General features: G+C 44.3%; 6 protein-coding genes. All 6 read right to left on the bottom strand.

The genetic code is table 11. The features are described from left to right. Window positions 1-114 precede the first annotated feature (114 nt). The 6 genes from OKW21_RS30970 to OKW21_RS30995 all read right to left on the bottom strand — a co-directional run bounded on the left by OKW21_RS30970 (window position 115) and on the right by OKW21_RS30995 (window position 15004). Entirely contained in the window at window positions 115-3453 is a 3339-nt protein-coding gene (locus OKW21_RS30970; RefSeq protein WP_277487367.1) for a VCBS repeat-containing protein, read from the bottom strand. A gap of 18 nt (window positions 3454-3471) precedes the next feature. Continuing rightward, a complete protein-coding gene (locus tag OKW21_RS30975) occupies window positions 3472-5022 on the bottom strand; it encodes a PQQ-binding-like beta-propeller repeat protein (protein ID WP_277487369.1) in 1551 nt (516 codons plus the stop codon). Window positions 5023-5161: 139 nt separating this feature from the next. Further along, the gene (locus OKW21_RS30980) at window positions 5162-6700 is read right to left on the bottom strand and encodes a SusD/RagB family nutrient-binding outer membrane lipoprotein (protein ID WP_277487371.1); all 1539 of its coding nucleotides are present in this window, start codon (window positions 6698-6700) and stop codon (window positions 5162-5164) included. Window positions 6701-6715: 15 nt separating this feature from the next. Then, window positions 6716-9859, bottom strand: a complete 3144-nt coding sequence (locus tag OKW21_RS30985; protein ID WP_277487375.1) for a SusC/RagA family TonB-linked outer membrane protein — start codon at window positions 9857-9859, stop codon at window positions 6716-6718. A 460-nt stretch (window positions 9860-10319) separates the two neighbouring features. Beyond that, on the bottom strand, window positions 10320-11666 hold the full coding sequence (locus OKW21_RS30990) for a vanadium-dependent haloperoxidase (protein WP_277487378.1): 1347 nt from the start codon (window positions 11664-11666) through the stop codon (window positions 10320-10322). After that, window positions 11663-15004 carry a VCBS repeat-containing protein gene (locus tag OKW21_RS30995; RefSeq protein WP_277487380.1) on the bottom strand — a complete coding sequence of 1114 codons (3342 nt, stop codon included), beginning with the start codon at window positions 15002-15004 and terminating at the stop codon, window positions 11663-11665. Before OKW21_RS30995 ends, OKW21_RS30990 begins: the two co-directional genes overlap by 4 nt. Between the last annotated feature and the right edge of the window lie 46 nt (window positions 15005-15050).

Raw genomic sequence — 15050 nt, forward strand, 5'->3', positions numbered from 1 at the left:
AGAAGCAGTATTACCAAGAAAAGACCGGTATAAGCCGGTCTTTTTATATAGGGCACAATGAAAGATCAAAATGACAAAAGTGCAATTTAATGTGAAGATAGTTTCATTATGGTTCTATTTTTTTTGAAAGACCACAATATTTTCATTGTTTCTGGAGACAAGCATCACTTTGGATTGCTTTGACTCTATCATTACTGCGTCTCTTACTTCACCCTCTACATATGTGCCCGAAGCGGCAGGGGAAAGTGCTTCAAACTTTCCTGATCCTCTACCTAGCAGTAATGTGCCTCGGCTAGCGTCATGTCTGCCTACCTGAGGCTTGAGTGCGTAAAAGTTACCTCCCAGCCAGATATCCGGATAACCGTCTTCATTAAAATCTTCAACGGCGATAGCAAAAACCGGGGCCACCTGTGCTTCAACCGGCAATGCTGTGAGCGAAAAGTTTCCTCCCTCATTCCAAAGTATCGCGCTTTCCAAATAGCTCGCTTTATAAGTAAGAGACTGTTGACGTAGCTGAAGTGGAAATAACGTTTCGTAGGTTTGCCTGGCGTAGTCCTCATACTTCAGAATCTGTTTGCGTAGCTGGGGAAGCTGCTTGGTCAGTTCTCCTTTGGGAGCGAAAGGATATGCCTGATCGTCCAGAGGGGCATACCAACTGAGTATAAACTCGCTCTTGTTGTTTCTGTCAAAATCGTTTACATACAGGCTAAGAGGTTTTTCGGGAGATGCCTGAAGTTTACTGTTTAGCCCCCAATTACCTAACACAAAATCCATATCACCATCTTTATCCAAATCAGCAGCTTCAATTCTGTTCCACCAGCCCTGGCTATTTTTGATTTCAGTACTGTTGACCAACTTACCATCTTCGTTGTTAAAAATATGAATTCCCATCCACTCACCTACAACGATTAAGTCCTTATCCTGGTCTCCATCTATATCTACCCAACTAGCATCAGTCACCATGCCAATGCCCGATAGTGCTTCGGGGGTTTCGTCCACCCAGTTACCTCCTTTGTTGACCATTAAGTAGCTTCGTGGAGGAAGACCATAGTTACCTGGTACGCATCTTCCTCCCAAAAACATATCCATGCTGCCATCCCCATTAAAGTCTGCCGCTTCCAGACAGGAGAAGTTGCCTACGAGGCGGGGAACGTTACGGTTGCTGGGCTTCAGCTTTCCCTGCCCGTCATTTTCAAAGTACCTTAAAATAAAATGCTGACCTCCTTCAAGATACTCGTTGCCGCCAGCACCTAACATCAGGTCCTGGTCGCCATCCTGGTCTACATCCAGAAAAGCGCCACAGCTACTTTCAAATGATCCAGCTATTTTTAGCCCCTCACTCGGCGTTCTTTTAAAACTTCCGTCATTCCTCTGGGTAAATAGTTTGTCTTCATCGTCTTTAGCACCCAGTAAAACGAAATCTTCAAGCTTATCCCCATTTACATCCCCTTTTACTATTCTGGGGCCTTCGGTCGACAACATTCTCCAGAGTAAAATTTCGTGATCAAAATCATTGTAGCGGTTCTCCTGATGGCGGGAGTCTCCCTGCACCAATTGGTCACTGACTTCTGTTAGTAGAGGAGCCGGAACATTCCTGGCAGTTGATACTGGCACCGCTGTACTACTAGCCTCTTCATGATCCAGCGTGAGGGTTTGGTCAGCAGCAATATTTTTCAGTAGCTGTTTTCTTTTATCCGGCCAGATTACTTCAAGTTGATCAATGCTACTTTCTTCCCCAAGACCAAATAATAAGTAAGGCTCAATGCTACTCTCAAAACCCCGGGTATTGAAATTCTGTAATACCTGAATATTCTCCTTAATCGATATTTTGACCTGTGCACCAATACCAAAAGGGTTGTTCGCATAACCTTTAAATTTAATTTTGAGGTAGTGATGCTGTGTCTTTTCAGCTTCGTTTTGGTAGATGAAGACAGGCATATTGACATTGTTGATGACCAGGTCCTGATCCCCATCGTTATCCAGGTCACCATATGCGGCCCCATTGCTGAAAGAGGGCTGAGCCAGTCCCAGCTGCACTGTGTTATCTTCAAAACCCAGCCTTCCGGTATTGCTAAAGGCAAAATTTCTGATTGGGTTAGAAGGCATCTGAGTAATCATATTACTATAGTCAACCTTCTCTTTTTGGGCTATTTTTCGGTATACTCCATTGTCTGAAAGAAAGTCCCGAAAATCCATATACATCAGGTCTCGTTGTAGACCATTACTGACAAAGAGGTCTTTATGCCCATCATTTTCAAAATCAAAAATAAGTGCCCCCCAACTCCAGTCTGTGGCTGCTACATCTGAAAGCATGCCAATCTCCTGAAAATCGCCTTTGCCATCGTTAAGGTGCAGGCAGTTTTGCCCTATTTGGTAATGATAATTAGCCCTGTACTTCATGTTCTCCAGGTGATAAGGGTCAAAGGCTGACATAGCTTTCAGCCGGTAATTATCACCCGCCAGCATATCAGTGGTAAAAATCTCGGGATGACCGTCATTATTAATATCCGCCATATCACCTCCCATACTGGAAATGGAACAGAAGTCTATGCGGTCGATCAATTCTTCGGAGAAGCTCCCGTCTCCCTGGTTGATGTAAAGGTAGTCTCGTTCCCAAAAGTCATTGCTAATATAAATGTCGGGATACATGTCCTGATTGATATCCCCGATTACTGCGCCTAGTCCGAATCCTATGGCGCTGCTGTAGATGTTTGCCTGCAGGGTGATGTCTGTAAACTTATTACCATCATTTCTGTACAGTTTATCTCCTCCCATTTCGTCGGGTTCATCACGCATACTTTTGAACAGGTCAATCTTGCTGGGATCTTTAAAACTGTTGTTGAGTAAGTAGCAGTCAAGATCTCCATCCAGGTCGTAGTCAAAGAATGCTGCCTGGGTAGAGTAGCCCTGATTGTTTAAACCGTACTCCTCGGCTTGTTCACTAAAAGAAAGGTCTCCATGATTGATAAACAACTCGTTTTCCTTATTATCTCCAGCGATATCACCCGAATTGCTGACGTAAATGTCCAGCCAGCCATCTCCATTCACATCAGCCATCGTTACCCCTGTGCTCCAGGCTTTAGTGCCGGCAACACCTGCCTGTTCGGTGACATCTTCAAATGTCATGTTTCCTTTGTTGAGGTATAGTTTATTTCCTGTCAAATTGGCGGTGAAGTATAAATCGGGAAGGCTATCATTGTTGATATCCCCGATAGCTACACCTCCTCCATTATAAAAATTGCGATAGGTAAGAATGTTAAAATCCTCCTGATCCTCTACCTGGTTGATAAAGTCTACGCCTGTAGATCCGGCTTCTAACAGACGAAAGTAGGTCTGTCCATTATTTTCAGGAGCAGTAGGCTTGCTCTTCTGTTCAGATATTTCCTGCGAGCAGGCAGTGAACAACATACATCCAAAAAACAGAAAAATACAGTAATTATATATAGAGCTCATAAGCTAGGAGGTTCTTTTTTACTCGATTAGGCTATATTGTTTTTTTGTTGGAAACTGGCTCTTACTCTGGGTTCCCATGTATTCACCCCAGCGCGGTGAGCCTTGCATTCTGATTCCTGTACTGATGCGCTTTACACTCATTCCCATAAAGCGGAAAAGGTCATTTGGGTTGAAGTATTGAGTATAGACGATATCGAGGAATCCATCCATGTCCAGGTCGCCCAGCCAGGGTGTAGAGTAAATGTTCTTAAAACTTGGAGCCTGGTCTATGATATGTTCTTTTCTATCCTGGAAGTCAAGTGCGATTAGCCGCATTCTTATACTTTTTGGTGAACGAATGTCTTCTGTAAGCTCAATATCACAGTCGTAATCATTGACGCTGAGAATAGCTTCGTCATACCCATCATTATCTATATCGTAAGCTACAGGGGTAGATAAATTGAAACAACCAATATTGTTCTGGTAGATAATTACACCGTCTCTGCCATCAAGAAGTACCTGTGAGGCTGTTGAATAATCCGGCCATTTACCCTTACTCAGCATGGTAAAGAAATCCGGAATATTGTCCTCATTAAAATAGCCCACAGCAAAACTATTGCTTGACTCCATCTGGCTAAATTTTGTTTCCCATATTGGCTCTAAGGATTTTCCATCTATCGCAGAGGCTGTGCCAGCGTGAGAGATTGCTATGATATCAGTATAGCCATCCTCTGTGATGTCTGTCAATACAGGGGGAGCGATAAATCCATGCTGTTCTTCGGTGGCAATAGCTTTGGCTTTGTAGAGTTGCCCTTTTATCAGATCATCAAGCGTAGCAAGATACAAGCTGCCTCCCATAGTTTCGCCACCCGTACCGAATATGAGCTGTATATTTTCATTTCCTGCATGCGCAAAGCAGAGCGGAGACATATAAGATTCATGGCTATCAGGCATGGTATCTGCCGCGATAATTTTTCCGTTTCGGGAGTCAAATAGCATCAGCACAGCAGGATGGCGTTCGCTGGTATCATTGGGCAGAGCATTCCAATTACCGCCGTTTACAGTAAGTAAATCCTGGAAGCCATCATGATTCTGATCTGGTACAAGAACGCTGTTGTAAAAGTTGAAACGTGCATACTGCAATACCGGATCATTTTCGTGGTGATAGCTGTATTCCCAAATTAAATCGCCACTCTTACCATCCAGGGCTTTCAGGCTATGGTTTCTTCCTCCTATAAAAACATCCTTGACGCCATCACCATTGATGTCGTAGAATACTGCTGAGCCTACGATACTGGCATCAGCCGCCTGTTGCCAAAGTAAGTCACCATTCTTACCATTTAGGGCAAGTATACCTTGCTCTGTGGGAGCTAATTCTTCTTTTCCAGCGCCTATTACGATATCCAGTATCCCATCAGCATTCAGGTCGGCTGCTTTGGGTGAAGACTGGGACCCAATCTGATAAAAAGATTGCTGCCAGGCTACTTCAGTCTTCTTTCTGCTACACCCAATAATTCCTAACAGGATAATTAAGTAGTGAATGTGTACAACGCTCCTAAGCACTTGGGTATCAGGTTTCTCGTTTTTCAAAATGCCTTAAAATGTAATGAGTATAATCTTGAAAAAAAAGCATAAGCAGGTTTTAAGGCACGGATCAATTGGTTACTGAATAAAAAATAGCGGACCTGTAAGATCAGGCCCGCTATCATGATTTTATCAAATTATCTTTTTACTGAACGTCCCACCATACACGGGTCATCACATCGTTGGGAAGTGTACCCCCTTCCTGAAGGTTAGGGTTATTGGCCACTTCCTGAGAATAGTATTCAATTCTTCTGAATATCTGCCCGCCTGAAACATTACCAGGATAATTTACCGGACTTAGTTCCGGGTAACCCGTTCTTCTCCAGTTACTATAGGCCTCATACCATTGCATAAAGTTTGCTGCCCAGTGTTGCTCACCGATCATTTTCTCTGAACCATCAAAAGGGTTAGCCGCCAGATAGGCTTCTACTTCCGCATCGCTCACGGTCAGTGAAGGATCAAAAATATCCCACTGCTGCATTGAGCCTTTGACACCGGCATTGTAGTGAGAGGTAGCATCACCACTGTGCCAACCTTTGAGTGCGGCCTCGGCTAATAGGAATTCTACCTCTGCATAAGTCATAAAGATAAAGGGGTCATCTACATCCAGCATCATTGGATTAAGGCGAGAGTAGGTAAGCTCCCTGTCTATTTCTTCAGTGGTGCCTTCGTACTCCTTGATGGTTTCCGTATCATAACCATTAGGCATGCCTTTTTGCGCGGCGGGGTCTGTATTGTAAGGACCACCCCAGATACCGATTCCTCCGCTATAGATCATCAGGCGAGGATCATTACGACCTTTAAGAAAGTCAATCAGAGTTTTGCTAAGCATATTGTTAGCTCCCCAGTCATCAGGGATCATGGCACGGGAAATACCATTTTGGTTGAACCACTGGCTGGGGCCGGATGCCATCTGTATCCACGCCATGTCCTCATTGCTCTCCATCACACCTCCGGAAATGGCTTTCTGCACATAAGTTTGAGCAGTACCGGGATCTACATTAGAAATACGCATGGCTAAACGTAACATCAGCGAATTAGCGAGCTTTTTCCACTTGGTAAAGTCTCCTCCGTATACAACATCAGCAGCGCCTACCTCATCCGAACCGGTGCCTATGGTAGCGGCGGCAACCTCAAGCTTAGCCAGCATATCCTTGTAGATGGTTTCCTGTGAATCATATTTAGGAAAGAATATGCCCTCAACCCCTTTGTTGGCTTCGGTGTAGGGCACATTACCATGCAAATCGGTCATGATATGCATAGGAATAATATACATGATCTGGGCCATATGGTGCAGGTTTGTCCAGTTGGGGTTTGTGCCTTCTGGCCCAGTCTGGCGAATAACCTCTCCTAAAGTTTTCAGGGCGTTTTCATAAACGTAAGACATAAAACCATTGAAACTGTCAAGGTGGCGCATGTATTTATCACCGCTTCCTCTCTCTCCGCCCACTTGTAGGGTTGCCATCTGCTGGATAAGACCGGATGCAAGGTTCAGATGCACCCTGCCATTGATATATCGGTTTTCGGCAGCTTGCACCTGCCCCTGGGTCAACATGAACTTCCAGTCCAGTTCATTAGCAGCGGTGGGGTTAATATTTAGTTCCACCAGTTCATCGTTATCGCAGCTCGCCAGTGGCAGCATACAGATGATGATGATGCATGAAAATATATTTATGTATTTCATTGTTATCTGTTTTTTTTAAAAGCTCACCTTTAAATTAAATCCATAAGAACGGGTTTGAGGCACACCAAAGTAGTCAAAACCCTGTGCGTTATCATTGCTGTAGTTAGACTCAGGGTCAACGTTTTCCAGATTGGAATACAGAATGAAAAGGTTTCTTCCTACGAAGGAAATACTTGCCCTGTTTATAGGTGTGTTTTTTAACAAGCTACTGGGCAATGTATAGCCCAGGCTTAGCTGGCGGAATTTAATGAAAGACGCATCATAGATGAAACGATCTGATAGCGAACTGTACGCCCCCCAGAAGCCAGGAATTTCTGTGGCATCCAGCGTTTTGGAGAAGGCTTCTCCATCCTGATCTACTCCGGTAACAGTAAGCGACTCGCGGCCTTCTGAAACAAAGCCAAGTCCACTGGTGGGTTCTACTGTCATCTTATGCTGACCTGCTCCTACAAAGCGTGCGTTAGTTCCTGAGTAAATATCCCCTCCAGCCTTGAAGTCAATCAGAAAGTCCATGTATATTCCTTTCCAATTGAAGCTGTTGGTCAGACCTCCCACATAATTATGTACACCGTTGCCAAGAATAGAAGTTTCGTCTGAGCGTACCGGCTGACCACTATCCGGATCAAATACCGGCTGTCCATTGATCATCTTCTGGGTAAAGCCAGTGATCGTACTGAATTGTTCACCCACAATCTGATTGATGAATGCTACCCTGGTACGAGGCTCACCAACCTGTATACTGGTAATGCCATCAGAAAGCTCAATTACTTCATTGTTATTCAGAGAGAAGTTAAATGTGACATCCCAGTTGAAATCACTTTGCTGTATAGGTGTACCTGTTAGCAAGAGCTCAACTCCTCTGTTTTGCATTTTTCCTACGTTAATGGTTGTTCCTGAGAAGCCTGAAGCTTCGGAAATGGTAGCATTCAGGATGTCATCAGTAGTTTCCTGACGATAATAGGTAAAGTCAACACCGAGCCGGTTATTGAAGAAGCGGAAGTCCGCACCAATTTCAAACTCAGTAGAAGTCAGGGGTACCAGGAAGCGGTTAGGAATATTACTTTGTGAGATAGAGGCAGTAGGTAAGCCCAGGTGACCTTGTCCCAAACTATAGGTCAGGTCTAAGCGGTAGGGGTCGGTATCTCCTCCCACCTGTGCCCACGAACTACGCAGCTTACCATAAGAAAGAAAGCTGTTGCTGGACATGTTAAAAAGCTCTGTGAAGACAAAGCTACCTCCGATAGATGGGTATAAAATATCGTTAGTTTCAGGATTGAGCGTAGAGAACCAGTCCTGTCGTGCGGTTCCTGTTATGTAAATTAAATCCTTATAACCGATGGTAGCTGACCCAAATACTGAGTTAATCCCTTTTTCGCTGAATCCATAGCCAGGATTCTGGTTTTCCAGATTGGTAAAAGTATTGAAGAATGGAATATTAAAATTACTTCCGTTCAAAGCCAGTGCTTCGTAAGAACGTCGCATACGGTTTCCTCCTATGAAGGCATTAACAGAAATATCTCCAAAGTTATCATCAAAGCCAATCATCCCTTCCAGATTGGTTTCACGTATACGTTCTTCTCTTTCATTCATGCTCCCCCGGCGCTGATAGCCGGTTCCATAAGGAGTGATATCAGTTTCTCTCCGGGTATACCAGTCCATCCCGAAGCGCCCCTGCACATAAAGAAAATCTGTAATGTCATAACGAGCTACATTAGAAGTGATGATCCTGTCCCTGACATCGTCATTCTCAAACTGATGCGCCGCCCACCAGGGGTTCTGGTTCCAAAGGTCATTAGATATTTGTAATTCCTCACCGGGGGCTTTACCATCTCCGGGCACAAATCCCTCAGGTACTGCACCTAGCTTGTCTGGATCTCCTTTCAAATCGTTGACGTTATAGTTAGGAGGGAGTCTCAATAATCCCTGAGGAGCATTACCCGGTGAGTCAGAAATGCGCGGGCGGTTTTGTGCATTCTCGTTGGAATACATAACCTTAGAAGTAACGGTAAGCTTATCAGCATAATTTCCATTATATGATAAGCTTAGGTTGTTACGGTCGTATCCAGAATTTGGAATGATGCTTTTATTTTGCAGGTTAGAGAAGTTCAAACGGAAAGTTTGTGTCTCATTGCCTCCGGAAAAACCTATGCTATTTGTCCAGGTGGTTCCGGTCCGGTAAAAGCGATCATAATTATCTCCCGCATAAGCATAAGGCCGTTCCACACCATCAAACTGTGCTACAGGCCTTCCGTCCAAACGGCCTCCCCATACGCTTGTGCCCACATTGAAAGCCTCTGATGCGTCTACCGGGGCACGTCCCTGGTTGCCCTGTCCGTATTCTTTTTGCAGGTCTAACAGGTTGAAAATATCCTCGAAGACAAAGTTGGAATTAAAATCAATGCCAATACCTTTTCTGGCTTTTCCGCTTTTCGTGGTGATCAGAATAACACCGTTGGAGGCTCTTGATCCATATAATGCGGCTGCGTTCGCTCCTTTCAAAACAGTCATTTCAGCAATGTCATCCGGGTTAATACTGGATGTTCCATCACCTTCATCAGAACCTCCCCACATGCCTGCCTGTCCAAATCCTGAATTGTCTATCGGAATCCCGTCTACCACATAAAGAGGTTGGTTATTACCCGTCAGTGAGACATTACCACGGATAACTACACGGCTGGAACCGGCCGGGCCGGAGGCAATATTGCTGACATTAACCCCGGCTACTTTACCAGCGAGGGAGTTTGCAATATTAAGTTCTCGTGCTTCCTGGAAGCTTTCTCCATCTACTTGTCCTACTGAATAAGAAAGCGCCTTTGCGCTACGCTCCATACCCAGGGCTGTTACTACAACTTCACTTAGCTCCTGGACGTCAGGGGCCAGGCTCACGTTGATAGTAGATCTGCTTCCTACTTCAACCTCCTGGAGGGCATACCCAATAGAAGAAAATGTGAGAATCGCATCATCTCCGGGCACACTAATATTGTAATTTCCGTCAATGTCTGTCACAGTACCAGTAGTAGTGCCTTTGACCAGTACATTGACTCCTGGTAATGGATCACTATCATCGGTACCGGTCACAGTTCCTGAGACCTGCCTTTGCGCCATCGCATAAGTGACGCTGGCAACCATAAGTGTTAAAATGAGTAATTGTTTTTTCATTTGAGGTAGAGTTTGGTTGTTGTATGCAATAGCATGGTTGAGAGAAAAGAGTTGTTTGTGATTCTCATAAATTGAATGGTTTTAGGTAGATATTAATAGCAAATACTTAATTAATTTAGGCATAATTATGATATTCTCAAATAATTTAGAGATGATATTCAGGGTGCTAATAAATAGGGGTAAAAACCCTAAAAAGTATTGAGAAAATAGTATGAAGAGTTAAGTGTTTTAGTTAAAAAAAACATCTTTTTTTAAGTTTATAGAGACTTTTTAGGTAATGAAAAGCAATTAAATTTCCTTTAATTAATATGTAAATGAAGAAATTTTCAGTAGCGGGTATAAAATACAGTTTTGCGGACAGTATTCTGCATAAAAGCTTAAGGCAGGAAAGTTACGCAACACCAGTTACTTCTTAAGAATGGCATACTCTTAGGCGATAACGGTGTGGGTATACAAAACACTACCTGCCTGAGACTTCCTCCGGAGAAATTGAGAGCTTACTCAGGGCAAAATGCCCAATAGCCTTGCCTTCCACTACACCATCTTCTATCGCATCGCGAAAGTGAATACCTCCATAGAGTCTTGAAATAGCAGCTTCCTCTGCTGCCTGGTAGAAAGAAGTAAATGATCTGACTGGTAAGCCAAAGTAAACTTCGGAATCATCATCAAAGGAGAAATTGTCTCCTAGTAGTGCAGTAAGAATGACTGCCGCTGAAGCTGAGGCTACACTGTGCCCGCTGGTATATTCCGGGAAAGGAGGGGTTTGCAGAATAGGCCTCCAGCGCTGGTCAATATAGCGGTTGATCACAGTCTCGGGACGAATGCGGTCACTGCGGTATTTCTCATGCCAGCAACTGATAAAAGCATCATGCAAGGTAAGCGCTAGCAGCGTATGCGTCAAGACTGCTTTGTCAAAAGATATATCAGCATTTTCACAGGCAATACCTGCAATGCTTATCCAGTGCCCTCCGGGCGTAATTTTCTTCAGCCCTATAGCCATATGTCCAGTAAATTTTACGGCAAAGGGATTGCAATCCCAGAAGTTGGCTATCTCTTCTTTTTCTTCATCAAGGCTTTTCACCGTTTCATACACCTCCATGGTCTGCTTATAAAAGCTGCTCGTACTGTCCAGGCTGAAAGGAGCCGGAGGAGGAGGCATAAACTGGTTGGCCGAGTCCATAAAAAAAGTGCGTATATGCATCCAGTTGGGCTCAATGGCTTCAATATACGCTGGCGGAGTAGGATACCAGCTTCCTTCTTTTTGTGCCGGTGTATAACGTGTATAAGTACTTAACTTGCCGTAACCGTCGGTTTTAGCGTAAGTCAGTACCTGCTGGGCGATAGCTTCAGCGTAACTTACATTTGCTGCCGAAGCCTTGTTGGAAAGCTTGTATTTTTTTTGGTAGGTATCAATATAAGCGTCTTGCTTTTCCTGTAGCATGTAGCCGGAAGGAAGAATTTTCTTGCCTAACTCCAGCATGGCATAAGTGGCTGCAAACACCTTGTCCAGCGATTTGGGAGTAGGTACAGTAGTGAAATTTGGTGATGCTTTAAACTTGCTGCTGAGCCTGGGAAGGACTTCATTATTGGCTTCTACCACCTGATAAGCCGCCAGCATGGCGTAGGCATAAAACCGACTGGCAGCTGGTGGGTTGACCACATCATGGAGCATAACTGAGGAAATCTCAAATACTTGGTCAGTAAAATCCTTGATCTGTGCTTTGCGCATTTCCTCATCTGGGGGGGTAATGGCAGCAGCTGAGGTAAACAAGAAACTGAGGATAAAACTTAAGCTCACAATTCTCATGGCTGAGTCAATTTGTAGGATTCTATTCCACTATTGTTAATACCTATCAACAGATAAGTTTCATCTTTAATTCTGATACTTTCAAAGGACTTTACATCCCCTTTCAGATCAAGGCCTGATTTTGTCTGAGGAACATAAGTAAAGTTTCCTTTTCCATCCCCCTCAAAGAGCTGTCCGTAGTTGGCATCCATCACGCCCATGCGGATTCTGATCGCACTCTGGTTGCCTGCCAGAATTAAGTCCAGATTACCATCATTATTATAGTCCAGCGTAGCGATGGCGTATACAGGAGCAAACTGCGCCTCTTTAGGAAGTTTAAGCGGAATGAATTTGCCATCTTTATTTTCCAGATACATGGTTTCTAAAGTCTCGGCAGTAAGTACCCTGGCCTCTTGCAGCTCTTTTTCCGAGAAAATGTCTTCCAGCTGAGCATCGGCATAGTCGGCATAAGTAGTATACTTTTGGCGCATGCTATAGATTTGGTCCAGCAGCTCGCCCCGGCTGGCAAAAGGATACGGTTTTCCCTGAATGTAATAAGTTAGAATAGGATCTACTGAACCATTACCATCAAAATCATGATAAACCATGCGCAATGGTTCTTCATAACTTACCTTGAGTTGCGAGTTCAAACCAAAGTTTGCCGCTACAATATCCTGATCTCCATCATTGTCAAAGTCCGCCAGCGTCAGCTTGTTCCATAGTCCTGAAATAGGTCTTTCAAAATATTGTTCAGTGGCATCTTCAAAGCCTTTTTCTCCACGGTTGATAAAAATTTTGATAGGCATGTACTCTCCCACTACGATCAGGTCCTGACGCTCATCACCATTGAGGTCTGTCCAGCTTGCATCGGTGAGCATGCCTGCCTTGGCAAGCCCGGGTATTTTGTCCTTCATCACATCGCTAAAGCGCGGCTTCCCGTCTTTATCCACACCTTCATTCTCCAGCAGGAAGCTCTGGGGTGTCATGGGGTACTGCCCGGGAATGACTCTTCCCCCTACAAACAGGTCCACATCTCCATCCTGATCATAATCAGCGGGTGCTACACATGATTTACTGACTAGCATAGGCGGCAGTGTACCTTCTGAGACTTCAAACTTGCCTTGTCCGTCATTTAAGTAAAGAATATCCTGAAGTACCAGGTCCTGCGGATTAAAATCCTGATACCCTCCGCTGGCTACGTATAGGTCCTGGTCGCCATCACCATCGGCATCAAAAAACACGGCATCAGCATCGGTATTGAGCATATCTATGCTACTAAAATCCTGCTCAGTTTCTTGGTACTGTCCCTCAGAGGTGAGCGTATAGATTTTGCCAAAACTTCCTTTAGCGCCTCCTACAAAGATATCCGGTAGATTATCCTGATTGACATCTGCCATGGTCATAGAAGGACCGCAGGTGGTTAGCATATTCATGAGAAGCGGCTGACGCTTAAAATCATTGTATGCGTATTCCTGATGCTGGTAAGGTAGCAGTGTGGGCACCTTCTGAAACACACAGCTAGCTGTTTGAGTGGATGTCATAACCGGCTTTTGACTATCTTTCTCATCAATGGTTAGCAGTTGGTCAACTTTCACGTTTCTGAGCGTTTGGCTGCTACCAGAAAGCCATTGCACCTGAATAGAATCTACTTGCTCTGTGCTACCCAGGCCAATATGGATACGGGAACTCATAGAAGACTGAAACCCCCGGGTAGGCATATTTTCAAAAAACTGAATCCCGTTCTTCGTGTATATTTTCAGCTTTGCACCCAAAGCGGTAAACTTATTCCCTTTAAGTAACAAGCTCAGATAATGATGATCGGGATGCTGCTCCCTGCTGAGATTCTTGTGCAAAAAAGCACGCTCATTCAGATTGTTAACGACCAATTCCAGATCACCGTCATTGTCCAGGTCACCGTAAGCGGCACCATTAGAAAACGTCTTATCCTCAAAGCCCCAGGGTTCACTTTTGTCAGTAAAATTTAGTTCCCCATCATTTTTGAAGATATAATTGTGCACCGGCGTGGAAGTCATGCTGGTGACCAACTGAAAAGTATCCGCTTTTTCTTCATTGACTGCCTTCTGGAAGAAATAGTCCCCTTTGTATTTCAGAAAATCACGATTGGTGTAGTCGCGATAGTAGCCATTGGTGATGAAAAGGTCTTTCCAGCTATCGTTATCAAAATCAGCAAAGAGTGAGGACCAGCTCCAGTCCGTATTGGATACGCCCGCCAGTTGTCCTACTTCGCTGAAAGTACCATTGGCATTATTTACGTGCAGCATATTCCGCATATTCTGATGATAGAAGCCGTTCATCACCATCAGAGCGTAATGCTCATAATTATCCGGGCCATACAGTAACTTCTGCCGTTCATTATCTTCAGGGAGCATATCCAGCGTATAGATGTCAGGCTCACCGTCATTGTTCATGTCCACAATATCCGACCCCATAGAGAAGTAGGAGATATGCTGAAAATATTCTGTCATTTGATCTTTAAAGGTGCCGTCCTGCTGATTGATGTAAAGGTAATCAGGCTCTATATAATCATTGGATATGTAGATATCCTGCCAGCCATCTCCATTAACGTCGGCTATAGCAACGCCCAGTCCAAAACCCAGCGGGCTGCCTTTGATGCCGGCTTTCTCACTAATATCTACAAAATGCCCGTTCACATTTTCGTACAGTTTATCTCCGGCCAGCGGATGACGGGTATCGCGGACATTATTGTACTCCACTTCATAAATAACGGTAGTATTATGGTTTAGCAGATACATATCCAGGTCGCCATCTTTGTCAAAGTCAAAAAAGGCAGCCTGCGTACTGTTGGAAGGGTCATCCAGACCATATTCAGCCGCTTTTTCTACAAACTCCTCTCCGCCCTGATTGAGGTACAATTCATTTCGCCTTGCTTTCTCATCCTGCCAGCCGGAGTAGCATACATATATGTCCAGTAAGCCATCCTCATTGATATCCACCATGGTAACGCCGGTGCTCCACGCGTCTTTTTTCCCTTCTACCTTGGCTGCTTTGCTGATGTCTTTGAATTTGAGGTCACCCTGATTCAGAAAGAGGGCGTTTTTGCCCATATTGGCAGTAAAGAAAATGTCCTCAAGCCCGTCATTGTTAACATCTCCAATAGCTACTCCTCCCCCATTGTAAAAATACTCGTAAGTGAGAATATTGTGCTTCTCATCTTCTTTCAACTGATTCTTAAAATTAATGCCTGACTTGGAAGAAGATAAAAGCTCAAACAGGGGTGATTTCTGTGCTAAAACCTTGTTCAGTGAAGTTAAGCCTAAACATGCCAGGCACAATACATAGAAAAGATGGAAAGGTGCAGGTTGCAGTATTTGTTTCATAACTCACAGACTTTGGGTAATGCAAGAAATTCCCTACGTAATATTT

This window comes from Catalinimonas alkaloidigena (genome assembly GCF_029504655.1).
Lineage (GTDB): Bacteria > Bacteroidota > Bacteroidia > Cytophagales > Cyclobacteriaceae > Catalinimonas > Catalinimonas alkaloidigena.